This window comes from Mucilaginibacter gynuensis (genome assembly GCF_039541195.1).
Taxonomy (GTDB): domain Bacteria; phylum Bacteroidota; class Bacteroidia; order Sphingobacteriales; family Sphingobacteriaceae; genus Mucilaginibacter; species Mucilaginibacter gynuensis.
The window spans coordinates 179,670-206,476 of the sequence record NZ_BAABFT010000004.1 but is presented as its reverse complement, the minus strand read 5'-3'; the positions used below and the strand labels follow the sequence as shown (position 1 = coordinate 206,476).

General features: G+C 44.0%; 17 protein-coding genes. 4 read left to right on the top strand and 13 right to left on the bottom strand.

What is annotated here, in order from left to right:
- Positions 1 to 8: 8 nt before the first annotated feature.
- The 7 genes from ABD894_RS09950 to ABD894_RS09920 form a co-directional block, all read right to left on the bottom strand.
- Positions 9 to 1,193, bottom strand: a complete 1,185-nt coding sequence (locus tag ABD894_RS09950) for an ABC transporter permease (protein ID WP_345210870.1) — start codon at positions 1,191 to 1,193, stop codon at positions 9 to 11.
- Between the two features lie 27 nt (positions 1,194 to 1,220).
- A complete protein-coding gene (locus ABD894_RS09945) occupies positions 1,221 to 2,450 on the bottom strand; it encodes an ABC transporter permease (protein ID WP_345210869.1) in 1,230 nt (409 codons plus the stop codon).
- Positions 2,451 to 2,472: 22 nt separating this feature from the next.
- Complete coding sequence (locus ABD894_RS09940; protein ID WP_345210868.1) at positions 2,473 to 3,141, bottom strand: ABC transporter ATP-binding protein; 669 nt, start codon at positions 3,139 to 3,141, stop codon at positions 2,473 to 2,475.
- Positions 3,142 to 3,156: 15 nt separating this feature from the next.
- Entirely contained in the window at positions 3,157 to 4,617 is a 1,461-nt protein-coding gene (locus tag ABD894_RS09935; protein ID WP_345210867.1) for a TolC family protein, read from the bottom strand.
- Between the two features lie 5 nt (positions 4,618 to 4,622).
- Positions 4,623 to 5,870 (bottom strand): efflux RND transporter periplasmic adaptor subunit, encoded by a 1,248-nt coding sequence (locus tag ABD894_RS09930; protein ID WP_345210866.1) that lies wholly within the window; start codon positions 5,868 to 5,870, stop codon positions 4,623 to 4,625.
- 367 nt (positions 5,871 to 6,237) lie between these two features.
- On the bottom strand, positions 6,238 to 7,266 hold the full coding sequence (locus ABD894_RS09925; RefSeq protein WP_345210865.1) for a hypothetical protein: 1,029 nt from the start codon (positions 7,264 to 7,266) through the stop codon (positions 6,238 to 6,240).
- A 238-nt stretch (positions 7,267 to 7,504) separates the two neighbouring features.
- Positions 7,505 to 10,423, bottom strand: coding sequence for an ATP-binding protein (locus ABD894_RS09920; protein WP_345210864.1), 2,919 nt, complete (start codon positions 10,421 to 10,423; stop codon positions 7,505 to 7,507).
- A gap of 223 nt (positions 10,424 to 10,646) precedes the next feature.
- On the opposite strand from ABD894_RS09920, the gene ABD894_RS09915 reads away from it, so the two are divergent.
- From ABD894_RS09915 to ABD894_RS09900, 4 genes are all read left to right on the top strand, one after another.
- Positions 10,647 to 11,912, top strand: a complete 1,266-nt coding sequence (locus tag ABD894_RS09915; protein ID WP_345210863.1) for an ATP-binding protein — start codon at positions 10,647 to 10,649, stop codon at positions 11,910 to 11,912.
- A gap of 163 nt (positions 11,913 to 12,075) precedes the next feature.
- Positions 12,076 to 12,957 (top strand): helix-turn-helix domain-containing protein, encoded by an 882-nt coding sequence (locus ABD894_RS09910; protein ID WP_345210862.1) that lies wholly within the window; start codon positions 12,076 to 12,078, stop codon positions 12,955 to 12,957.
- Positions 12,958 to 13,059: 102 nt separating this feature from the next.
- A complete protein-coding gene (locus ABD894_RS09905) occupies positions 13,060 to 14,103 on the top strand; it encodes an NAD(P)-dependent alcohol dehydrogenase (protein ID WP_345210861.1) in 1,044 nt (347 codons plus the stop codon).
- Positions 14,104 to 14,164: 61 nt separating this feature from the next.
- Positions 14,165 to 15,148, top strand: a complete 984-nt coding sequence (locus ABD894_RS09900; protein ID WP_345210860.1) for an aldo/keto reductase — start codon at positions 14,165 to 14,167, stop codon at positions 15,146 to 15,148.
- 88 nt (positions 15,149 to 15,236) lie between these two features.
- Here ABD894_RS09900 and ABD894_RS09895 read toward each other — a convergent pair whose 3' ends face one another.
- The 6 genes from ABD894_RS09895 to ABD894_RS09870 form a co-directional block, all read right to left on the bottom strand.
- Positions 15,237 to 16,391, bottom strand: coding sequence for a hypothetical protein (locus tag ABD894_RS09895; RefSeq protein WP_345210859.1), 1,155 nt, complete (start codon positions 16,389 to 16,391; stop codon positions 15,237 to 15,239).
- Positions 16,392 to 16,523: 132 nt separating this feature from the next.
- The gene (locus ABD894_RS09890; protein ID WP_345210858.1) at positions 16,524 to 18,116 is read right to left on the bottom strand and encodes a glycoside hydrolase family 172 protein; all 1,593 of its coding nucleotides are present in this window, start codon (positions 18,114 to 18,116) and stop codon (positions 16,524 to 16,526) included.
- Positions 18,117 to 18,141: 25 nt separating this feature from the next.
- Positions 18,142 to 19,956 carry a glycoside hydrolase family 2 protein gene (locus ABD894_RS09885; RefSeq protein ID WP_345210857.1) on the bottom strand — a complete coding sequence of 605 codons (1,815 nt, stop codon included), beginning with the start codon at positions 19,954 to 19,956 and terminating at the stop codon, positions 18,142 to 18,144.
- 213 nt (positions 19,957 to 20,169) lie between these two features.
- Complete coding sequence (locus ABD894_RS09880) at positions 20,170 to 21,819, bottom strand: glycoside hydrolase family 32 protein (protein ID WP_345210856.1); 1,650 nt, start codon at positions 21,817 to 21,819, stop codon at positions 20,170 to 20,172.
- Between the two features lie 149 nt (positions 21,820 to 21,968).
- Positions 21,969 to 23,684 carry a RagB/SusD family nutrient uptake outer membrane protein gene (locus ABD894_RS09875; RefSeq protein WP_345210855.1) on the bottom strand — a complete coding sequence of 572 codons (1,716 nt, stop codon included), beginning with the start codon at positions 23,682 to 23,684 and terminating at the stop codon, positions 21,969 to 21,971.
- Between the two features lie 21 nt (positions 23,685 to 23,705).
- Positions 23,706 to 26,795, bottom strand: coding sequence for a SusC/RagA family TonB-linked outer membrane protein (locus tag ABD894_RS09870; protein WP_345210854.1), 3,090 nt, complete (start codon positions 26,793 to 26,795; stop codon positions 23,706 to 23,708).
- Positions 26,796 to 26,807 lie beyond the last annotated feature (12 nt).

Sequence of the window (26,807 nt, the reverse complement as noted above, 5' to 3'; positions counted from 1 at the left end):
GGTCGTAATTATTCTTCGTGCAGGGCAACAGCAGGGTAAATATTAGCAGCTTGCCTGCCCGGATAAAGCGCGCAAATAAGCACCAGCAAATAAATAAAAAGCATGGCTAAAAGCAATGCTATAATATAAACCATTGCAGGCAAATCAAATACGTTAAGCAACGGAAATTGCACGGCAAAGAATGAACCTATCAGCAACGAAAAGGTAGCCAGTATTAATGATTCGGCAACCAACTGGCCCGATACCGAATTGCCCGATGCGCCAACTGCCCGTCGTAAACCAATTTCGCCGCGCCTTTTGCTAATGTTATACCAAAGTACGCCAAACAAGCCCAATGCCACATTGATAATAAGGAATGCCGCTATTATTGAGGCGATAATTAATGGCACCAGCGTTATTTTGTTCACGTTCACAATTTTATCAGTAAGGTGCTTTATCTCGATGTTTGAGTTCTTAAGTGAGTTGATCATGGTTTTGTACAGCTTACCTTCAAACGCGGCGTCAGATCCCGGCTTTACCTTTACCATCATGTTACCTGTCCATTTGTAGGCCGCGGTATCCAGCAAATAATACATTCCTTTTGCAGTAGGCAAAAAATCGCCGTTAAACTTAATATCATCAATTACGCCTATTACTTTTATTTTCTCTTTACCACCGTAATTGTGCAGGTATTTACCAATCGCCTGGCCCTTGCCGAACGAAACTTCTTTCAGGCTTTTGTTGATCACCATTTTCCGTTCGCCGGGTAAATAGTCGTCTTTGGTGTACCAACGCCCTTCCAGCATTTTGGCATTAAGTATTTTAATATAATCCAAATCGGCGTTAAACTGATTCACATTACTTATCGCTTTACCCTGGTAGCTTAGGCCGCTGCTCATCATATTGCCCGAAAACGGGAAGTTGTTGCTGCAATAGCCGGCCTCAATAACATTGGGCAATGCCTTAACGTTGCGTTTAAGAGTTTCATAAAAAAGGGTAACCGAATCGGCATTGGTGGAGTTTGCCGGATTGTTATAGTTGATTACCCACACATCTTCATAATCGATCCCCATGGGTTTCATGTAGTTCTTGTACGAAAATACACCGAAGCTAAATACGGCGAATATCACGATGAATGATATCAATATTTCGGTAAGCAATAAAAAGTTTTGTTTCTTTTTATTCCATATCAGTTTAAATAAATGCTTTACCATTTTATTTTTATTTTAGGTTGACAGATGTTATTGAGCTTTAAGCGCCGTTACCACGTTTAACCGCGACATACGCCAGGCCGGGTACACACCCGAAAGCAAGCCGAAGAATACGCACATGATGAGCGCGCAAAACAGTACCGTAAAGTTTAAACCCAGGTTGAGGTTGGCAATTAATTGCGCATCGTTAATTAATTTTAGGCTGATAACCGATAGTACAACACCGATAATACCGCCAATAAACGTGAGGATCATGTTCTCGATAATAAACTGGTAAACCAGCGTTTTTGACGATGCCCCGAAGGCCTTACGTACCCCTATCTCTGACGAACGCTCCATAATACGGGTAATATTGATATTCACCAGGTTAAGCGTAGGCAATATAGTTACCAGTAAGCCGAACGATACAAGCGCTATAATGGCATAGGCCATACCCGAACGCTGTTCATTACCGGTACGTACATAGCTCTCCAGGTAAGAATCGGCGTGGATATTCAGGTGATCGTACTGCTTATCAGACATCGGGATCTTTTTAGCCATCTGGTCAAACTCCTTTTTCATTTTGGGCACATCTTCTTTACTGGCAGCAAGCAAGATGACCGAAAAAGGGCCGCCATAATCTTTATTTTTATAGCTGGATTTTGATACGGTATAAGGCAGGTAAATATCACTGAAAAACTTATGCGCGGTTGAGGGCACGCTTTTCACCACACCGCTGATACGGTATTTTACGTTATCAGCCTCTATATATTTACCTACAACCGGTCCAGCATCAACGCCAAAGTACGCTTTCTTCAAATCGTCTGATATTACGGTTACGCGCTCGGCATTATCAATTTGCTGTTTGGTAAAGGCCTTACCTTCTAAAAAATCGTATTCCAGTATTTCCCAATACTCGTTGTTTACATATTTATAGCTGATGGCTATTTTTTTATCGTTAATATAAGTATTAGTACCATCAGACGATGTTGAGAAAGCCATTTTAACCGGAGTTTTTATACTGCCTATAAAGTGCGTAAGAAAATAATACGATAAGGAGCTGCCATTCATTGATTCTTTTCCTCGTTGTTCGAGGCCGCTGATGTACAGCGAACGCTCGCGTTTCCTGTCGGGGTAATTGTCGTTAACCAACTTATCAATAAAGGCGGCAGTCACCATTAAAATAGTTAGGGTGAAACTGATACCAAACAGACTGATGAAGGTGAAAAACTTTCTGCGCTTGAGCACAGCTATGGCTATTTTGAAATAATTTTTAAGCATGATTTAGGATTTAACCGATAAATTACTGAACCTGCGAACCATCAAACAGCCTCACCAAACGATGCGTTTTGCGGGCCATATTTTCATCGTGCGTAACCATTACTATGGTGGTGCCTTCGTTTTGGTTTAAGCCCATCAGTATATCCATAATTTCGTTACCCATAGCGCTGTCGAGGTTACCGGTAGGCTCGTCGGCCAAGATAATTTCGGGCCTCCCCACAATGGCACGTGCGATAGCCACACGCTGCCTTTGCCCGCCCGATAGCTGTGTAGGGAAATGCTTCATGCGGTTGCTCAATCCTACTTTCTCCAATGCTTCCGTAGCCAGTTCGCGGCGTTGTTTGGCGGTGGTATCCCGGTAAAGCAGCGGCAGTTCTACATTATCAAGCACCTGCAAATCGTTTATGAGGTGATAACTCTGAAAGATAAAGCCCAGCTTTTTATTTCGGAAACCGGCCAGCTGTTTATCGCTAAAACCACCGGTTTGCTGATCATCAATTTTAATGTTACCTTTTGATGGCGCATCAAGCAAGCCCATAATATTCAGCAGGGTGCTTTTGCCGCAGCCCGATGGCCCCATGATAGACAGGAACTCGCCCTTGCCTACTTCAAGGCTGATATTGTTTAAGGCCTTAGTTTGGATGGTATCTGTACGGTATACCTTTTCAATGTTTTGTAAAGAGATCATCATTATTGAATTTACTATTTAATAAGTTATTTTCTGTTTTTTTTCAAAGTCGTATAGCGAGAGGTAACGCAGTTGATAATAGGCTCCCCAAAAATCGCGCAGGGCATTCACGTAATCGCGCTTGGCACGGTCATTCTCCTGAAAAGCGATACTCAAATCGGTAATGCTCAAATTACCCAGCACATACCTTTCACGGGCTATATGGTATTTTTCGCCTGCAATACTGTCTGCCTCAGCTGTTAAGGAAATCTGCTCCTTAAGCATATTAAAAAGCGTTACCTGTGTGAGTATTTCCTGCCTGAAGGTTTGTTTATCCTGCTCAACGGCATACTCGGTAAACTGCTCGTTGGCCAGTGCCGTTTTTGTGCGCGATTTGGAGCGCCCCCAATCCAGCAAGGGTATGGCAAACTGCAATTGCAGTAACTGCTGGTTTTGCGGCGACCGGTAAACACCGCCTATATTACGGGCACTGTTTGAGAAACCAAGATTTGCCGTTAATGTAGCTGTTAAACCACTTTGGCCCTTCGCCTTGGCAACGTCGCGCTTAGCCTCGGCCAGCTTCCGTACAAAAGCAATAGCGTCCGATCGGTTGGCAAAGGCTTCGCTTAAAACCTTTTCGGCATCTACCTCCATACGGCTGATGGTTTGGGGCACAATCAATGCCAACTGACTATCAGTATCCAGGCCCATGTAACTGCGCAGCGTGAGCGTGGCAATTTCAATATCTCGCTTAGCCACCCCTACCGATTTACGGGCGTTCAGCAATTCCAACTGTAATTGCAGTAGCTCGTTCTTTGTGGTTTTGCCCAGTTCAAACCGCGTATTGGCAATGCGCAGTATGCGTTCGGTATTGGTTAAGTTGGTTTCGGCAACACGCAGGCTCACCTGGGCCAGTAACAGGTCGAAAAAATAGCCTTCAACTGTAACGGCAATTTGCTCCTGGGCTTCAATAAACGCCTGGGTACTTTCTTTATACTTAAGCGGCTCTATCTTTTTATCCCACTTAAGGCTGTTGTACTGAAACAGGGGCTGACTATAACCAACAGCATAAGGTACGCCGTTGTATAAAACCGTATTGCGGTCGAAATCACTAAAACGTTGCAACTCTGTGGTGCCATAAACGGTACCACCTGTTGCGGTGATGCTTTGGCTAAAATCCATCGTTAGTGATGAGTTGTCATTGTGGATCTGCTGGAAAATAATAGAGCCATTGGGTTGCATTATCGGGCTTGATGTTTTGCTGTAACCCGGCAAGTTGCCGCTAAGCGATAACTGTGGCTGATAGTTAGATTTAAACGTACGCCATTGCCAGTATTTGGTTTCCTTTTCTGATATGGCCTGTTTAGCCGCAATGGAATTTTTACGTGCCAGTTCTATTACCTCGGGCAGTGTAAGGCGGATGGTATCGCCCGGCGTTTTACAAAAACCGGCAGATGCCATCAGCATGAATACAAAAATGAGTAAGTATCTGTTGTTCATATCACTCAATCTTTAATTTGTATCTCTTTTGCGTTTTTGTACTCGCTCATGTCGGTTATGATCACTACGTCACCAGGTTTTAGTCCGTCAACAATTTCCACATAATCGAAATTGCTCATACCCAGTGTAACCGTACGGCGTGTGGCCTTGCCTTTGCTTACCACAAAAACATCTTGCTTGCCCACCCCTTTTACTGCCGCGCCATTTGGCAGGCGCATTATTTTGCTGTGCGCGTCGGTCACTAAATAGGCATCAACTTTCATGTTGGGGCGTAGTTGTTTATTGTTGCGCTCATCTAACTGCACATCAAAACTTACTATACCGTTTTGTACCGATGGATATACGTTGGCCACATGCCCGCGTAAAGGCATATCATTAACCCGGATAATAACAGGCATACCGGCGTGTAACTGGTTAAGGTAATTATCGCTAACGGTACCCGATACCTTAAAGCTACCCAGATCGGCAATACGCACCAGCACATCGCCCTCGTGTACCGAAGCGCCTATGTTTTTGTTGATGTAAGTAATAACCCCTTCGCGGGTTGCCGATACATTGGCCAGTTTCAGTTTACGCTCGAGTTCGGAAAGGTCATTTTGCTGAATAGCCGATGCCAGCTCGGCTTCCTTTACCTCTACCTGCATGGTTTGCTGTTTACTTTTAATTTCGTTTTCCAGCTGCTTTTTTTCCAGCAGGGCTACCTTGAGGTTTAATTCGGCCTGTTCAATATCTTCGCGGGTAGCACCGCCTGCCTTAAACAACCGTTTGGCATTTTCTACGGCATCCTGAAGGCTACTGATACGTAATTGCTTAATGGCGTTGTTTGATTGCATATCGAAAAAGCTTTTGTTCAGGTCGAGCTTTAGCTTTTTTATCTCGTTACGCTTGGTTTCCAGCTGAAATTTCAGTTTGGTATATTCATTTTCGGTAGACGATTTATCAAGTACGAGGATGGGTTGACCCGACTTTACCTTTTTACCGGCATCCATCAAGGCGGTTTTAATGGCGGCATTTACCGGACTGGTTATTACCTCTTCAAACTCGGGCAATACCTCACCGCTGGCGCTAATGGTATTTTCGATATTGCCTATCTCAACCGTACCTGTAGTAAAATCGGCCTTGCCTATAGTTGAGCCGAAAATGCTGCGTACCAGCAACAGGCATACAATGAGTAATACTATTGCTGACGCGACCAGGATGATATTCTTTTTGTTTCTTTTTTGTATGACTTCGGCCTCGATAAGGGTATCCATGTGTAATTGTGATTTGGATACCTTTTTGCAAGCACCATACCAAACACAAACATTTGAATATCAATAAATTAAATATTATTAGGATTTTAAAAATATCCGATATCGGACAAAACATCCGTTATGGAACAAAATGCTGTGAAGAATATAATCATGGTACAAATAAAGTAACTGATTTTTCGTTCAATGGCGGGAGGTCAACGTTAAAAATCCCGGCCTGTTTAAGGCCGGGATCAGTAATGTATGTAATCTTGTTTTCAGTACTGCCCGAAAAGCAGAAAAGCTTGATTCCTATTCTTTGAATGGACGTACCGGCAGAATTATGTGTTATAAGGCTGCATACGCTTGAATATGCAAGGTTAAGCTATTTCTATTTACAATTGTAAGTAAAAGCATTGGTGCCCACTCCGTTTATTGCCATGCTAACCGGTAAACCCTTATCGTTGTATTCATAAGTAAGCGTGGCATCAACGTTCGCAACTACAGTGCTGGCGGTAGTTATCAGTTTGCCGGTAATTTTAACAGGGTTATTCTTGCTCAGTATTGCGCAACGGCCTGCCCAAAAACGAACCTTGTCAAGGTTATATGCACCAAAACCATTAAAATCCGCGCCTATAAATTTCCAATATTTTGAAATGGCGACATATGGGGATATCTTATTGTCATAGGTAATGTTCAGCAATTCATCAGACTTCTGTATATAATCGAACCGGCTCTCACCAGAGGGGAGAACAGTTACCTTTCTTGAGAAATCGTAAACTATTTTTACCTGCGTAACGTTCTCATTAACATCGTAAGTAAATTGGAGTTCATACCTAAAAAAAATAAAGCCGTCGGCATCTGGGGTACCACCGCCACGTGGTATTAAAACATTGGTTAGGTGTTTTTTTGCGTCATACTTGAACTGAAACATTGAATCTGTTCTTAATGCAGTCCCGGAGATTGAACTGGTAAACAATTGATGCAGAAATTCAGGGTTACCATCATAAATGTTTCCGCTACCTCCGCTATAATTATAAGTAATGTCAATATTACCATAGTAATGATTCCCATTTCCATCAACCGATGAACTCGGATAGGTGTCAACAGCTTTAGTGGCTGTAATGGTTCTAACAAAAGGTCCATAATAGTAATTAGGCCCCTTCATTTTTATAAGCAGGCCTTTATCATCATACTCAAAATTACGAATTCCAAGTGCCTGATCTATATCACTCGCAATAACGCAACCTGTAGGATTTTCTACGGTGGGCGGCGTAGGGTTATCAGATGGTTTTCCGCAACCACATAAAGTAATTAACAAACCACATATAAAGAATATGGCGAGTTTGAAACTTTTTTCGGGCCATATAGAGGGAGTTGGCATCCGTTTAAATGTAAAGCGGTTTTGAAGAGTTTTCATTTCTGGTAGATTTTAAGGTAAATGATTGTGAGTTTATAAAATGCTTAAAAAATAAGGAGGGAAATATTTCTCTTCTCACTGCCGATATATCGGAATTAACTAAGCATGATTTTCATCACAAATAAACATCTACCTGCATGAAAAACACTTTCGCGTTTGTTGCAAATCCTTTCGTTTTTGTTGCATTTAGTGTTAAAAAGCAACAAATAAATCAAAAAGTTAAACTGGTAATTAAAATTTACACCTCAGGCACCTTGCTTGGCGTGAAACCAAAATGACGCGAGAAGCTGGCAGAAAAACTGGCGGGACTGCTGAAACCAATCATGTAAGCCACTTCGGCTACAGTAGCTACGCGACGTTCTAAAAGGTCGTGCGCGTACTGGAGGCGTACAATACGTATCAATTCGCCGGGGGCTTGTCCGGTAAGGGCCTTTAATTTGCGGTGTAATTGTGTTCGGCTTAAACTGAGCTCAGTGGCTAATTGGTCGGCACTATAACCCTCTTCATTCAGGTGACTTTCTACAGCCTGGCGTACACGGGTTATAAAATCCTGTTCGATTGACGGCAGCGATGAAGTTTCCTTAAACCAGGAATCATGCCGGCCATAAAGCTCACGTAATTGGGTGCGCACAGCCATCAGGTTTTCTATATGGGCAAATAGTTCGCGTTTGTCAAAGGGTTTGCCAAGGTAGGCATCGGCCCCGGTTTCAATACCTTGTACCCTGCTGTCAATATCGGCCTTCGCGGTTAATATAATGATGGGGATATGGCTGGTTCTTTCGTCGTGCTTTAGATTAGTGCTTACTTGGTAACCGTCGAGCCGGGGCATCATTAAATCGGTTATAATTAAATTGGGCACATGTTTAAGGGCGAGCGCTATTCCTTCTTCTCCGTCCTGTGCGCATAAAACACGGTATTCGGGAGCGAGCGATTGGCTAATAAAATCCCTTAATTCATGGTGGTCTTCTATCAGCAATATGAGCGGTTTGTTGTCATCGGGAATTGTTAAGGCAGCTTCATTGTCCTCAATAATTAAAGTATCCGGGCTTGCCGGTTCGGGCAAAGCTTCTGGCGGAATGGCCGCTGCCTGGTATGGCAACTGAATATTGATCTCGGTAAACAAGCCTTCCATACTCTTCGCATTCACGCTTCCGCCGAGTACCTCCACCAGTTCTTTTACAATGGCCAGCCCTATGCCGGTACCTTCTGCCGAACGGGTATCGGAAGGATCGGCCTGGTAAAAGCGGCTAAAAATATAGGGTAGTTTTTCAGTAGGTATGCCCTGCCCTGTATCGCGAATGGTGAAGCTTAAAGCAGAACCTTTTTGTTGGATAAATATTTCAATGCGACCGTTATCGGTAAACTTTATAGCGTTCGAAATAAGGTTAAGGATAATCTTATCCAACTTATCCTTGTCGCTAAGTATCCAAAGTTGATCCATATCCGCTATTAACTTCAGCACTATACCCTTTTGTATAATTATTGAATTGTAAGCATGAATATGGCTTTTTACAAGCGCTATCAGGTTAAAGGACTCTGCGGTAACTTCCATCAGTCCGTTTTCCAATTTACTTAAATCGAGTAACTGATTGATGAGCTGAAGCAGGCGATTAGCATTGTTAAGTATCAGGTTAAGATAACCCGGTACATTTTTATTGGCCGGATCATTTAACAACTCCCTCGCCGGGTTAATAATTAACGTAAGAGGCGTTTTAAACTCATGGGTAATATTGGTGAAAAAGCGCGATTTTGCAGCATCCATTTCCTGGAGTTTGCTGGCCTTTTCACTGAGTTCAGCTGTGCGTAATTGTACAAGCTCTTCTAATCGTTTGGCCTCGGCGGCTATTAAAGCACTTTTTTCTGCCTCTTGCGCAAGGTTTTGAGCAGACAATTGCTCCACCTCTGCCAATTTTTTACTGAGGTTTTGGTTGGTTCGTGCAAAATCGAGCGCAAGGTATAAAGAGAGGCAAATTGGTAGTAGAAGATTGCCGGCACTCATCACAAATACACGCATGGCGTTGAGTTCGTATGGCCAAATACCAAACACATCGCCCCAGGCAAAAAAGTACACTAAAATTACGGCTGCTTCTCCCGCTACAATCAGCCACACTCCTTTATGCCTCCGTTTTACCAAATGATAGGCCGATAAAAGACCATCCAACACACAAATAAAAAACACTACCGCGAAATAATCATTTGGAGGCAGAATAAGTCCGGCGAAAGATCTTAAAAAATAAAGGATCAGGTAAAATGCGCTTACAATACTTAAAGCAATGAAGCGCCAGCGCGGTATGCGGCCATAATCAAGTATATACAGTAGCGCTACACCCGACCACATCAGCGATACCTTGCATGTAAACGTTAACAATTCTGCCCAAAATTGTACCGTAGGGAAACTGGTGAGGTAAAACAAATACGCGCCAATACCATTAATGCCTACCAGCAACACAAATGCCGCGGAATATAAATTGAGCTTTTGCTTTGGATAAAAAAGGAAAAGCAGGAAATGTAAAAGTCCTAATATGATTTCGGCGGCAGCGAATATGGGTACAAAACCCAGCAACTGTTTACCGCTTGTTAACTGTTTGGCACGGTCGGTATAATCGCTTATCCAAACCTGGAAACCCAAAAAATCCGGAAAGACACCAAAAAAGTTTGAGTAATGTATGGCGATCAAATGCGGGCGCGTATCATTGAACCACAAAGGGATCAGTTCTCGCGGGGCGCGGATGGCTTCCATTTCCTGTGCCGAGTTACCTACTTTTCCGTAACCACCGACAGGTCTGCCGTCTACAAAGATCTCGGATGCGCCATCGTGATTGATGCGGAGCGCCAGTTTTTTATTCACAAGGTTGGTATCAACCTTCACCCATAAAGCAAACCAACCAATCCCCTGCCAGCCCGGCGGCGATTTAAGTTTTGAGAACGAAGTATTGCGTATGGTATCCCAGCCTGTGGTGCTTAGTAAAGATCGACTGTCTTTAGGTAACTCACCGGCATGGAAATACCAAAGCGAATCAATTAAGGTAATCTGAAATAGTTTATCGAACTTATGGCCATCAATCTCACTAACCACGGCCTGCCCGTACGACCGGTTATAGCTGCACAAAAACAGGCAGCCTAATATTACGAACCGTACGAATTTGTTTGAAAGCATATTTTTGATACAGGTACCAAATCAAAAATAACCCATTCATTATCAAATTCAAAGGTTTATTCACACAATCGGATTTATAACAAAACGAATTACAATTCGCATCACATTTATGCCGTATTATGTTTTGCGCTTATTGGCAGTTCTTTTATCGCGTTATCAACACACGTTGCCATACTAATTTATTTAGCTAAATTTGACCCACACGCCCAATTTAAGCTTGCATATGTCAAACGTTAATATCACTTCTAAAGGAATAAAAAGAATACTTAAACGCTATAATGCAGAGCAAGCCATAGCCGAATATATATGGAACGGGTTTGACGCAAGGGCAAATACAATAAATATTCGTTATAAGGCCAACGCATTAGGCAAGCTGGATTTTTTAGAAGTTAATGATAATGGCTATGGGATAGATTTTAATGAATTAAAGTCGAAGTTTGAACCATTTTACGAATCTGAAAAAACAATTGAAATTGCCGTCCCCGCAAACACCTCGGTTATGCATGGTAAAAACGGTGTCGGCCGGATGACCTTTTTTACCTTTGCACATGATGCAGCGTGGCTTACCACGTTTTCATCACCGGAGGGTTTACGCAGCGGCGAAATACGGATGTCGGCCGAGCGATTAAACCATTACGAACCATCACAACTTACTGTGCCAATGGCTGAAGAAACCGGCACATCAGTCACTTTTCGTAATTTACTCATCAGTGAAGCGTATATGCAAGATGTGGTAATTCCTTTTTTGGTAGAAGAGTTTTGCTGGTTCCTTGAATTAAACAGCCCAAAAGAGTATCGCATACTCATAAATGGCGAAGCTTTGGATCATACCATAAACATTGCCGAAAAAGAAAGCCTGATCATCCCCGACGAAACATCTGATACAGTGTTCAGGGTTGTTTATATACAGTGGAAAAAGGCTTTACACAGGGAGCTATCGAAATATTATTTTATTGACAGCCGGTATAACGAAGTTTATAAAGATTTTACAACCCTGAATAAAAAGGCCGATGACTTTTTTCACAGTGTGTACATTACATCCGATTTTTTTGATGATTTCAGTTTCAAAAACGGAGATAATGACCAGCAGGAAGTCTTATTCGGAAGATCAAAAGCGGCGCCCGAATACCGTCATCTTATTAAAGAACTGGGGAAATACATTCAGGCCAGGCGGCGGCCATACCTGCGTGCCTTTGGTGCGAAAATGGTTGACCGTTTTGAAGCAGACGGGATTTTCCCGACCTATCCAAATGATTCGGAAAAGCTGCGCAAACCTGTATTGGAAGAAATGCTGATCAGTTTATACGAAAAGGAACCAAAATTATTTACTAACCTCAATACTGATCAGCGTAAACTATTTGTACGTATGTTCGATCTCTTGCTAATCTCCGGCGAAGCAGATAAACTGGTGACTTTGTTAGAAGGTATTACCGAGTTAGATGATGAAGAGCGCATAGAGCTTACGGCCCTGTTTGTAAAAACGGCATAACCATTTGTAAAAAGCAAATAGTCTCGATGCATAACTGATCGGTCACAATTACGTTATAGGTTTTACTCGACTTTGAACTTAATAGTCAATTTATATGACCTTTATTGTACAATATGCTCCTTTATAATTTTCTACTTTTGCCGCATTCATGCTCAAATTATCAATGGAAAAAACCAAAGCTATAAAAGTACCTGCCGACATGACCTGTTCGCCGCATTTTAACCGCGACCTTAAACTGAATGGTTTAAGCATTGTAGAATCGTGCACGCAAACAAGCCGTAAGCAGGGCACCATGTTTTTGCAAAACCACATGCTTTTGGTTGTAATGGAAGGCACCAATAAGATAACCTATTGCAATAACGAGTTTGTTGTAAACAAAAATGAAATGGTTTTCCTGAAAAAAGCCATACAGATAGGTTATGATAAAACAGGCAATCCCGAAAAGGGCAATGTGTATGAGAGCATGATGTTTTTTTTGAAGGATGAGTTTCTGATAGAGTTCATGAAGATGGCCAACATCCAATCGGTAGAAACGGATGAAATGGTGAAGGTGGTGGTAAAGCCCGTTAAGCCGCTCCTGCAAAAATTCTTCGATTCGGTAGTGCCTTACTTTGAAAACCCCGAAGCCATTGACGGCAACCTGCTCAAACTGAAAATGATGGAATTGCTGTATGATCTGGCCAGTACCGATAAAAACCTTTTACAGCAACTATTACAGCTAAAGCAACAGGTTTACGGCGATATACCCACCATAGTGATGGAGCATTATGCCACACCGGCCACACTTACCGAACTGGCTTATCTTTCGGGAAGGAGCTTATCCAGCTTTAAGCGCGATTTTCATGCCATATATAAAACTACCCCTGCACTGTGGATCAGGGAAAAACGCTTAACCAAAGCTGCCGAACTGCTGCGCGCCGATATGGCGGTGAAGGATGTTTGCTATTCGCTCGGTTTTGAAAGCGTGGCCCACTTTTCGCGCCTTTATAAATCGCATTACGGTTGTTCGCCATCGGCACATAAAACAGAATTACAAAGCGCCTGAGCAATTGAACGCCAAAGTCAATTTATTTGAACGTTAAAGACTAACTACAGGCTTATAAATGCCACACCTTTGTATCAATTAAACACTTAAACAAGTAATTAAATGATACCAGTAAAAGGATACGCGGCACAAAACGCGCAAACAGACCTCGCTCCGTGGAATTTTGAACGCCGTGAGGTTGGTCCGCACGATGTGCAATTTGAAATTTTATATTGCGGCGTTTGCCACTCCGATCTGCACCAGATAAAAGACGAATGGGGCGGCTCCATCTTCCCGATGGTACCCGGCCACGAAATTGTAGGCAAAGTGGTAAAAGTTGGCGACCATGTAAAAAAATTCAAGATCGGCGATCTGGCCGGTACAGGTTGTTTGGTTGATTCGTGCAGGGTTTGTAAAAACTGCCAGGATGGTTTAGAGCAATATTGCACCAATGGCCACTCACAAACTTACAACGGCGTTGAGCAGGATAAAGTAACCCCAACCTACGGCGGCTACTCAAACAGCATTGTAGTACATGAAGATTTTGTGCTGCAAATTTCAGAAAAATTAGATCTTGCCGCCGTTGCACCATTGCTATGCGCAGGCATCACTACCTATTCGCCGTTAAAACACTGGAAGGTTGGCAAGGGCCACAAATTGGCAGTTTTAGGGTTAGGCGGTTTAGGCCACATGGCTGTTAAATTTGGTGTTGCTTTCGGTGCCGAAGTTACCGTGTTAAGCACATCGCCTAAAAAAGAAGAAGACGCTAAAAAACTGGGCGCGCATCATTTTGTTGTAACCAGTGATGAAGAGCAGGTGAAAGCCGTTGCCGGTACATTCGATTTTATTTTAGATACCGTTTCTGCCGATCACGATTTGAACCTTTACCTGTCTTTACTGGCTACCAATGGCGTACATATTTGCGTTGGCGTACCTCCTACACCGGCACAGCTTTATGCTTTCAGCCTGATTGGCGGTCGTAAAAGTTTGGTTGGTTCGATGATAGGCGGCTTGCCTGAAACCCAGGAAATGCTGGATTATTGTGCCGAACATAACATCGTGTCAGATATTGAGCTGATCGATATTAAAGATATTTATGCGGCCTACGAGCGCATGACGAAAGGCGATGTTCGCTACCGTTTCGTGATTGATCTGGCTACGTTGTAATCAGCCGGTCGACTGCTAAAAAACAGGGTGCCGGTTACTGGCACCCTTAAATTGATAAACAATGAAATACAGAAAATTAGGTAATACCGATGTTGAACTATCTGCCATTGGCTTAGGCTGCATGAGTATGAACCATGCCTACGGCGAACCGGACGATGCCGAATCGATAGCAACGCTGGAGAAAGCCATAGAGCTGGGCATCAACTTTTGGGATACCGCCGATATTTATGCCAACGGTGCCAATGAAGAACTGGTAGCCAAAGTATTAAAACCTAACCGTCAGAAGATATTTATCGCTACCAAGTTTGGGTTCGAACTGAATATTAAAGGCTACACTGCATTTAACGGCTCACCTGCTTATATTAAAACCGCGGTTGAAGCAAGTTTGAAACGCCTGCAAACCGATGTGATCGACCTGTACTACGCCCACCGTATAGACCCAAATATACCGGTTGAAGAAATGGTTGGCGCTATGGCCGATTTGGTAAAGGAAGGCAAAGTACGTTACCTTGGCCTATCTGAAGCATCGGCAAACTCAATTAAACGTGCCCATGCCGTTCACCCGATTAGTGCCCTGCAAAGTGAATACTCTTTATTAACCCGCGAGGTAGAGAACGAAATATTGCCGCTTTGCAAAGAGTTGGGAATTTCTTTTATACCGTTTAGTCCGCTGGCGAGGGGTTTGGTAACCAATACGCTTGATGTAACTACTTTAAAAGATGGCGATTTCCGCAAAACCCTGCCGCGCTTTCAGGGAGAACATGTGGATAATAATCGCGGTTTAACACAGAAATTTGCCGACCTGGCGGCCACTAAAAATTGCTCGCCGGCACAACTTGCCATTGCCTGGGTGCTGGCACAGGGCGAAAACATTATCCCTATCCCTGGTACAAAACGCCGCAAATACCTGGTTGAAAATGCCGGATCAGTTGATGTAAACCTATCTGATACCGACATAACCACTATTGAAGCGATACTGACCAAGTACCCCGATACAGGTGCCCGTTATAATGAAGCCAATAACAAGTTTGTAGATAAGAACTAAGCTACCGGCTATTTATACAAAAGAGCGGAATACGATATTATGTCGTGTTCCGCTCTTTTTTTGCTTTTTTACTATCTCTGTAAATGAGTTAGTGTAGTAATGAAAGTGTATCAGTAACTAAAATATTGGGCGACAAATTGGTTGGTGTTTGAATACCAAATTCAGCTTCCTTGGTACCCGATCCTCTCGTCAATGGCTCTTTAAACAATTCATAATAAAATAAAAAGTTACAATTTGATTTATATTGGTTGTGCATCAGGGTTAAGAAACCGCCTTTTCCCAAACCATTAGGGTTAATGCCGGGGCTTGGCGTGCCGCCAAATGATATACCTGTTTCGGTGATACCAACCTGTGTCACCAGGCTCGAATCTATAAACTTCAGCTTAAGCCTTACTATGGCCTTATTAGCCATAGGTGTGTCAATCGGGCTCACATTATGGCTCCTGTCTGTTCCGTATTCACTATCATTATACCAGTCTAAACCCATAAAATCCAATTTTTTATTAATGGCTTTCATATCCAGAGCAAATCTCCTGAACAGACCGTAGTGAATCCAACCGTAATTCATCCCTACACGAATGTTACTATTCGCGGCTTTTGCCCCCGAATACATACCGCTCAGATATTGTAGATAGGCCTTGTACTTAGCCATGTTGTATTTAAGGTTCACCTCGGTATCAGTAGGCGTAGCGGTACCGTGATAGGTTGACCTCAATAAATCAGCATTATTATCCAGTTCTAGTTCATTATAAACCTGGAGAAAACCAATTTTTCCGGGGAACCGGTTTATAAAACCGTACCCTTTGTTGTAACCTTTTTGATAAAAAGCATTTAACTCTGATGTAGTGTAACCCGAAGCAGGCGCAGCAGGTGCTGCTAAATTAGGGTTGCTAAGTACGGCAAATACGCCAAAACCGGCATTATACGCCGAATCGACAAAAACGGCAAAATTAGCATTGGACGGATTACCGAGACTATCTGTTGAGGCATCAGCGCGAAAGTAATTCCAGTGCATCATGCGGGCCAGTTTCATGGCATAGCCGATCTTATTGCCGAGGTAATCCTGATTATTGGCGGTACCAAAGTGAACGGATCCACCGTACAGGCTATCGGTACGGGTAGTGCCCGCAAAGGTGCGTAGTTTCCCATTATTCAGTTTGCCCGATGCTGTACCGGGATCAACAAGTGGTTTGTTTTGACAGGCGGCCAATAACAGCAGCGCCGGGATAAGGAGTTTTTTCATAATGATAAGGCTTTTGTTTAACGATATAAATATCGTATTAAAAATCAAACGATTACGAATAAACCAACGTAACATATACGTGATACGCTACTTTTTTACCAACACTTATTAATAAGATATTCCCAGCGAAATCTATTCGTTATCCTTTAAGTTCACCGGCAAAGATTGTTCAGCGGCCGCGCTGCTTTTAGCGCCTTTAAAACCATACCAGTATGTGGTAGCGGCAAAATCGGCCGTTCCATTTTCCCAACCTAATGTTTCCAAACTATATCGAAAAGATTCTTTAAACGGGATAGCATCTAGGTTACGTGTTCGGGTAAAGGTATTGTAGCCGAAAGAATCTGCATTATCGGCACGCGGGGCATTGGCAAACGGGGTTTGGTACAATACTACAGGGGCCCATGAGGTATTGTAATAATCTTCGGCACCGGTACCAAATTCATCGGGAAAGGTAGCGCCGTCTGTCCAGATCTTTTGATCCCCTTCACCATACCATTTGTGCATGTGGTTGTATATGGCAAAGGTATCGCCCAAAAACAATCCTTTTCCTTTAATGCTGTTAAATACCCATTCGGTAGGTTTATCTTCCTCGCCTTTTTTAATGGCCACGTTGTTTTGCGCCTTCCAGTCTGCATGAAAATACATGCTGTTGGCCGTCCATTTCCGGCTTTCGGTTGTGGCGATAATGTTAACCTTTATCTCCGCGCTGCCTGTATTAACTATGGAAACCTCTGCCGACCGCTGATAAGGCATTACCCACCTGCTGATGATGAGACCATCGGCATCAACCGTGCGGTACCAGCTATTTATGGCCTTGCCGCCAACCCCACTGCCCGAAAAATCGCCCACCGGGCACCAAACGGTTTGGTGTCCGTCGAAACTGATTTTTAAAATGGCCGAGCGTAAAGCCTGCTGATAATCCTCCGGTTTAGCGGTGGTAATTTTTATGGTAAGCAAACGTATGGCAGATGAAGCACCCGCCACACGCAGCATAAGTGTAGTTTGCGGGAATAAATTTCCGTTTGCCCGTGCCACGCTGCCTTTAAAATCGTCGGGGTGCAGCAGGCTGTTATTCACTTTTTCAACCAAAGGTTTTAGCGCGGTAAACTCTGCAACCGTAAATGTTTTAACCTTTGTACCGGGTTGATAGGTACGGTAATTTACCTGGTAATATCTCGGCTGGTTATCGGTGTCATTATCTTCCCAGGTTATTTTACAGTGTTTGGCATAAGGCATGGGCAGGTATAAATTGCTACCGCCTTTTTCGGCCGGTTCGTAGCTCGAATGCGGTTGCAGTAAACCTTTGCCTAAATCCAATCCGCTTTTGGTAAGATCATACGCCGGGATGGTTATCTCCGGTTTTGTCTGTCCATCAAAATAGATCCTTAATTTACCATTCCGTCGAAAGGTGGTCAGCCAAAAGCGCACTATAGCACCCGGACCGTCAACATCCAGCATTACATTTTCTTTATGGCCGTCAACCTCTTCGGTGCGGATGTAATGCGAGCGGTCGTCGTTGGCAAACCAGCCCGGCTTATCGGGCGAAACGGAGTTGCGGTCGTAACTGCTGCTCTGCATTTGTTTATAATATGGGTCGGGCCAGCTGGCTACCGAAGTATTGTCTGCCAGTTCGGTAAGCAAGCTTTTAAGGTCCACTTCTTTTTGGCCAAAGCAATTAATGCCGGCAATTAACAACACAGCGGTTAGCAATAATCTATTATACATTGGCAGACTGTTTTTTTAGCCCCAGTTACTTATTCAGTTTATAACTTTCTTTTATTACGGCCTCGTTAACGGCTTTTATACGTTCAACTTCCATTTTTTCATAAGCACGGTCGTAGGTTAATACGCCGTTCACTTCGTGCTCCACATCGGTAGTTTGGGTATACACGGCTACGCTGAGCCCTTTATATTTCATCAGTTGTTCTACCTGGTCGAGCAGGAAAACATAACGATCTGTTAAAGCGGCTTTGGTAGGCTCATAATCATAAGCGTTGTTTTCAACAGGCCACATGTGGTCGCGTACAAAAAGCCCTACACCGCCAAACTCACCCAGCGATGCCGCGCGACGCGCGTCCGGTTCGGATGCATCCCGCGGACCGACATAGATATGCGTATCCACAAAATCGCCATTGCCGGGATCGCCATAAGCTTTTTGATAACCCGGGTTATTATTAAAGCCCGAGTTACCATTCACCAGGCGCGAAGGATCATATTGCTTAACCCAATCGGTGATGTTTTTAACATCGAAAGCGCCCCAGTTCTCATTAAAAGGCACCCACGTAATTATCGATGGCGAATTGTAATGGTCGTCTATTATCGCCTTCAACTCATGGCGGAAAACCTTGCGGGTTTTCAGTGTATCTTCGTTTTGGTACCATATAGCCGGCATATCCTGCCAAACCAGTAAACCCAGTTTATCTGCCCAGTAGTAAAAGCGTTGAGGCTCGGTTTTCATGTGTTTACGTATGAGGTTGAAACCCGCTTTTTTGGTAAACTCCACATCAAACTTTAAAGCGGCTTCGGTAGGCGCGGTTAAAATACCATCGGGCCAGTAACCCTGATCCAGCAAACCTACCTGCATTACAAATTTGCCGTTAAGCAATGGGCGTATTACACCGTTAAGCTTACCCAGTTTAATATCGCGCATACCAAAATAGCTGTTCACCTCGTCGGCAACGCTGCCATCATTATTGGTAAGGGAGATTTTCAGGTTATACAAAAACGGCTCATCGGGCGACCATAATTTGGCATCCTTAATGGGCAGGTAAAAAGCCGTACCGGCCACACCTTTTGCCTGCGAAACCACCTTGCTGCCATCAAGCGCGGAGGCTGATAGTTTGGCGTTGGCATCGGCATTTACGGTAAGTATTAAACGGCTGTTAGCCAAATCGGGCAATAGTTTAATGCCTTTAATATGGGCTTTGTTCACCGGCTCCAGCCATACGGTTTGCCATATACCTGATGAAAAAGTATAATCGCCACGCGGACCGTTCTTACCCGAAGGTGCCCGGCCATCATTAGGATCATAAGCGGCAACTACAATGGTATTGCTGCCCTTTTTTAAGTATGGGCTGATGTTAAAACTGAAAGCATCGTACCCGCCTGCATGTGTACCTGCTTTTTGGCCGTTAACAAACAAGGTAGCGTCATGGTCAACACCATCAAAGTGGATAATTACCTGTTTGTTACCCCAGTTTGCAGGCACCTCGAATGTGCGCCTGTACCACATGTTGATCTCCTGCTTACGCTGGATCCCCGATATTACCGATTCCGGACAATAAGGCACCAAAATCTTATCCACCTTGCCATCAAAAGCTACAGGTTTTGCAGGGTTAAGCGCGTTGGCCACATCTTTTCCGCCCTGGTAATCCCATTTGCCGTTCAGGCACAGCCATTGCTCGCGTTGCAGCTGCGGGCGTGGGTATTCGGGGAAAGGGATGTCGGCTTCCATGGCCGCTTTCGTCCACGGGGTTGGTAACTTGGGGGCTTGCGCAAAAGCGTTGGTACAACAGTTTGCAGCAAGCAATAACGACAGGGAAAAAAGTTTGAGGTAGTTGGTCATATCAAGATGAATGTTGGTTTTTAATATTTATGATCGGAAACCCCAATATTATAAATAAAAAATTAACAGCACTGTCTTTCTGCATAATATGTAGAATAAAAACGTCATCGCTTAGCGAAGTGATGACGTTTTTATTATTTAGTCATTCGGCATTTTGTCATTGGTCATTGACTTTTCTGCTTTTACCTTTCGGCTTTCAGCTTTAACATACAATTATTTCCAAATGGATTTTACGGTATATACCTCCAGGTTCTTAACATCTATATTGGTTCCCCAGAAATGGAAACCCTCGGTATTTTTCGAATCCGGTTTTCTTTCTATTGAATATGAGTAAGCGCCGCCATCAATAAATACTTCTATTGAAGTACGGTCGATATAAATATCGGCGGTCAGTTCCATGCTCGTCATATCCTGCGGCGAATAAAACTTACCGTTAATAAGGTTGAAGTTCATATCGTAATCAATAATATGCTGACCAAACAGGTTTAAGCCCGCGCTGGTAGCATGCGATAGTTTGATGGTTGTTTTGATACGCAGGCGGTCGCTGTTATTATATTCCTTCAGCTTATCGTTGGCATCACCTTCTTTAAGGTTACTCCATTGGTTTACCTTATCAAACAGTTGCTCGGTTTCTTTAACCGGCACGCTGAACAGCCTTACACCATCCTTAGTGGTTTTCAGGGTAAGTTCGGTAGGCAACAGCATCATTCCGTTAAAAGGCATATCGGGGTGACTAACCCTTCCCCAGCCTATCTGTATCCTGCGGCCATCGGCTTCGGGCATATTGGTAATGGTTTGGGCTGCGTAAATTGTACCGGTAACGTAGTAGTATTTACCAGTTTCAGGCTTGAAGGTTTTACCATCGAACGAGCCTATCATATACGTGTTAGACGCGCCGTATATTACCCATTTTGTTTTGCTTTTATCGCCATCAATAGGTAGCTCAAACAGATCGGGGCATTCCCAAAAGCCGGTCACGTGGCTTTGAAAGGTCCAGTCTTTAAGGTTGGTTGAGTTGTAGATGGAATGGCCATCACGCTCGTTCAATACCAGCACCCAGTGTTTGCCCGGTTTGTACCAAAATACGCGTGGGTCGCGGGTATCCTGGCTGTTCCATTTTGCTTTCGAATCAATCAGCGGGTTCTTGCTGTACTTTGTCCAGGTGCGGCCTTTATCTAAACTGTAAGCCATGCACTGTACCTGTTTAGCATCTGAATTGGCTGTGTAAGTGGCTATCATGGCCGGGGTGTTGCCTTTATTAAAACCGGCAGTATTATCATAGTCAATTACGGCCGAACCCGAGAACATGGTACCCAGGTTATCCGGAGTTAAGGCTGTAGGCAACTCTTCCCAATGAATCATGTCTTTACTTACCGCGTGCCCCCACGACATGTTTTCCCACTCCCTTTCATAAGGGTTATGCTGGTAGAACAGGTGGTATTCGCCCTCGAAAAAGATTAAACCGTTAGGGTCGTTGATCCAGCCGCGGCGGGTGGTGAAATGGAACTGCGGACGGTTCTTTTCGTGGTACATGGAATCCTGCCCGGCTATTTTATCGTCCTGGTAGATTTTACTGAGGCCCGCGCCGTCGCCGTCATAACTGATATTGATGGTTTTACCTTTTAAAGCGGTTACATCGCAAAACACCCAATATTGAGGCTCATCCTTAGCCAGCCTGATCTTGAAAGAGCGCTCTTCCTTGCCGCCTATTTTAAACTGCATGGTGCCGCGGGCCTGCGCCTGCGATACCGGGAGGTTAAGGTACCGTTTGCTGATCTTGATATTAATATCAGCCGCCAGTAACGGTACCGAAATACATAGCAGTAAACAGGCTGCCATGATTGCTTTAAATTGGATTTTCATAATAGTTATATAAAGTATGAATTTTATTATTCCTGTATGTGTTCTTAGCTTGTTAATTATTCGGCTTACCGGCATTTATATTTATCAGTTGTGCCCGCCATGTAAATAATGGCAGGCACCGCTGATTTTTAATATTTTAACAGCATAGTTTACCAACCGCTATTCTGTTTGTACAATCCTTTACTAAAGTTAATTTGGTTTAATGGTATTGGTAAGTACTCATCCCTGTTCTTCTTAAATAAAGCGTCGTTAAGGTGCGTTACTCTCGATTTCTCTTTTGCAAAATAGGTATTTAAGTATTCTGCGGCAATGCCCCAGCGCACTAAATCAAAGAAACGGTAACCTTCCATGGCAAATTCCAAACGCCTTTCGTAACGCAGGGCTTGCCTTGCGTAATCATTTGTCCAGGTGCAGTTAACGCCCGGTTTGTAGGTGTCAATCTTGTAATTCGATGTAGCGGTACCATCCGTCATTTTCAGTTTAGCGGTACTGTTGCCCGCGCGGGTACGTATGGAGTTGATGAGCGGCAGGGCTTCCTGTTCGCGGCCCAGCTCTATCAGGGCTTCGGCCTTCATCAGTATCACATCGGCCAGGCGTATCACCATCCAGTTTTTGGCGCTCGACATAAATGGCGGGAAGCGTTTAAATGCCGGATCGTCATAAAGTACGGCTTCTTTCAGGCTCAGCATAGGCCCGTAAATTTGCGGCGCGCGCGACCAAGTAGTTTGATAAATAAAATCGGGTTTGTATTTGTACGGGTGCCCCGGGATAGCCGCTGTATGATCCAAACGGGGGTCGAAAGATTTGGTTTTGTAATCGCCGTTCTTACCTATCTCATTATTGTTAAAGCCGTCAAAATCCGGGATACCCTGCCCTGTGGTAACAAACGAGTTGATAAGGTTATAACTTGGCACATGGAAACCGCAGCAACCGTACTCCTTGTTCATGGGGTAATTTAACGAGTGCCCGTTATCAACCCGGCCGAAAGGCGTTCCGTCATCCAACGAATACTGGATAGCGAATACCGATTCGGAACCATTATCAAACTGCGACAGGAAGTTGTTGGCATAATCAGTATACAACGAGTACGGGCCGGCTATTACCTCTCCGGTTAAGGTATTTACTTCTTCCAGTTTTGGTTTATCAATACCGGTTACGTTGTTATTGTCATCCTGCGTGTAGGCCTGGTAAAGCAGCGTTTTAGCCAGGTAAGCTTTAGCCGCGTATTTATTGATACGCCCCTTATCGGTTTGCGTGGCAGGCAGGTTATCAGCCGCGAACCTGAAATCGGCCGCTATTTTTGACCATAGCTGATCGCTCGAAAAGCTCCTGTTCGATACTGTATCATAACCCGGCTTATCGATGGTTTCATCAATATAAGGGATGCGTTTGTACAGCATTTTAAGCAAGAAATAAAAATGCGCCCTTAAAAAACGGGCTTCGGCCTGGCGCGATACCTTGTTAGGATACTCAGCCTCAGATATAGCATTGATACGCCCCAAAGCATCATTTGCACGGCCAACACCAATGTACAGCCTGAACCACATATTATCAGTAGCACCCAAGTCTACACGGTTAAGCGCAAAGGTTTCGTAGGCATGAAAATCGCCCACATCGCCCGGGCCATCGCCGCCTTTATAAGCATCGCCGCTGCGGATGCTGCCCAACGACCACATATCCGAATACGGCGTGATCCAGGCATCGTTACCTAATGCCGAATAGGCAGCTATCAGCATTTTATCAACATTTTCGGGGGTATTCAGGGTTTCGCCCGAAACTGAGCCTTGCGGCTGTTCATCGAGGTATTTTTTGCAGGATGTGAAAAGCAGGCAAAGCATTGCCGCTATTAATATATTCTTTTTCATCGCTTTGATCTTCTTTAAACTTTAAAATGAAATGTTAACACCTAATGAAGTAATTACCGGTATAGGGAACCCATTGCCCGGGTTTTCAGGATCGGGCCCGGTAAATGATTTTGACTTAAGGGTAACCAGGTTATTAGCCTGTATAAATACGCGGGCATTTTGAACCTTGTATTTGCTTAATAAGCCCTTAAAGTTATACCCCAACTGAATGTTCCTTAACTTCAGGTATGAGCCGCTTTCAATAAAGTAGGTTGAAAAACGACCTTCGTTATTCCTGTCAACCGTGGTTAGTGCAGGTATGGTTGAGCCGGTGTTTTGCGGTGTCCAGGCGTTTAGCACCCTCGAACCCCAGTTAGCCCCCGGTGCCAGTGAAGAAAAATCGGTAAGGTATTTATTACCGTTGTTTACATCATTGCCTTTTATCCCCTGGATAAAGAAAGCGAAATCGAAGTTTTTGTAAGTGATATTGGCGTTTAAACCATAAACAAAATCAGGGTCGCCGCTGCCTATATAATCCCTGTCTTTATCATCAATAATGTTATCGCCGTTTAGGTCTTTATAGCGTATGCGGCCAATGCCTTTACCCGGCTGTGTTGCCGAACCATCTACTTCGCCCTGGTTTTGGAAAATACCATCGGCCACGTACCCGAACATTGAATTTACCGAGCGGCCTAAAATGGTTTTATCTGTTCCGTTACCCGGATACGAGGTTAACACTTCCGAAGGCAGATCGGTAATTTTATTACGATAGGTAGATATATTACCCGAAAGGTCGATATTCCAGTCGCGGTTTATGGTAGTAGAGTAGTTGAGCACAAACTCCAAACCTTTATTATATACCGATGCACCGTTGGCAAAGCGTTTACCGCCATCGCCTTTTACAGCCAGATAAGCTGGGCTGATCAATATACCGGTGGTATTTTTGGTAAAGTAATCTATCGACCCTGATACTTTATTATTGAACAAGCCAAAGTCAATACCGTAGTTATTTTCGGTTTTATCTTCCCATCTTATATCGGGGTTACCGGTTTGTATCAGCACAAAGCCTGATGGCAGCTGACCTGTACCATTTCCGCCAATATCATACGCCGTACCGCCATCGTAACTACCTGTTGGGTTAGTACCATATATTGGTGTGTATAATGAATAGTTGGCGTAGTTATCAATCTCCTGATTACCGGTTTTACCCCAGCCGTATCTTAGTTTCAAATCGGATATAAAGGGCAGGTTATCTTTTATAAAAGACTCCTCGCTCACACGCCAGCCTACCGATGCTGCCGGGAACGTACCGAAGCGGTTGTTGCTACCAAAGCGCGATGAACCATCACGGCGTAAGGTTACCGAGGCGATATAACGATCGTTAAACGAGTAGTTAACCCTGCCGAAGTATGACAGCAAGGCATTGCCTGAACCGCCGCCGCCGTTATCCTTATTGGTTGAGCCCGAGCTCAGGTAAGCGTAGTCTAATGTTTCCAAAGCGTAGCCTTGCCTGCTGCCAAAAAAGTTACGGTTCATTACCTTGATCTGCTCGTGGGCTACCAGCACATCAATTTTATGCTTGTTTAAAGCCAGGTTATAGGTAAGCTGGTTCTTCCATATCAGGTTACCATCGTAAGAGGCCGATGTACCTACCTGGTTAGATGGATCGACCAGATAACCCGATACGTAAGATTTACGGATGGTGCGGTTAAATCCTGCGGCATAGTCAATACCGTAATTGGTTGATAAGCTTAGGTTTGGTAATATTTTAAGATCAGCGTAAGCGTTACCGAATACCCGGCCAAGGTGATCTTTATTTTGTTTATTATCTTCAATTAACCTTACCGGGTTTTGCCTGTCGGCCATACCAGCCGCCGGGCCGCCCCAGCCACCATCAATAGTATGCACCGGGATGATCGAGAAATCGATCACCGAAAGGCCTGTAATATCGCCTATAGGCAATAAGGTATTACGTACGTAAGAAGCCGAAAAGTTTTCGCCGATCTTTAAACGCCCGTTAAACAGTGTATAATCTGAATTGAAACGCGCTGTTATTTTTTTGTTTTGCGATTCCTTGATGATCCCCTTATTATCATAATAACTTACCGAGAAGAATGAATTACTTTTTTCGGTACCGTTAGATATATCGAGGTTATACTGCTGCACTACCGATGTTTGCGAAATTTCATCAAACCAGCGTGTATCGGCAGGTTTCATGGTTTTGGCAGCATCCAAAAACTCGGGCAAAATCACCCTGTTGAGTGTAGGGCTGTCGAAATTATTATTCCAATCGTACTGATAGGTGGAGTTAAGGTTAGGGTTTTGCTTATCGTTAACAGCGGCTTGCCAGTAAGCGCGGCCACGCTGATCGGTATTCAGCACATCCAGTTTAGAGGTATTGAACTGTAACGATGTGGAAGCGCCAAAGTTGATGCGGCTTACCCCGTTCTTAGCGCGTTTGGTGGTTACAATGATAACCCCGTTAGCCGCCCGCGAACCATAAATGGATGCCGCCGACGCGTCTTTCAGTACCTGTATCGATTCCACGTCATTAGGGTTCAGTTCCTGCAACCCGCGTTTGGTAGGCACACCATCAATTACATAAAGCGGATCGTTATTACCCAAAGTACCTATACCCCTTATACGCACGGTAGCGCCGCCGCCCGGATTACCATCCGTACTTACCGTTACACCGGCTACCCTGCCCTGTAAGGCCTTCATGGGGTTACCCAGCGGGATATCCTTAATGTCTCTCACTTTTACTACAGATACCGCGCCGGTTAAATCTTTCTTACGCTCTTTCTGGTAACCGGTAACTACAATCTCGTTCAGGTTAATATTGCTCGATTCCATTTGCACGGAGAGCGCCTTACCATCGGTAATTTTACGGGTAACGCTTTGCGCGCCCACAAAATTAAATTGCAGGCTTTGCCCAATTTCGGCCTGAATAGTGAATTTACCTTTGGCATCGGTAACCGTGGCCTTTTGGGTTTCGATAATGGTTACGGTTACGCCCTCAAAGGGGGCCGAGGTTGACTTATCAGTCACCACACCCGAAATGGTCTGGGTTTGTGCAAACCCGCTTCGTGCCATCGCTATCAGCAAACAGCAAAAAAGTATTAGTTTTCTCATTTAATTTATTGG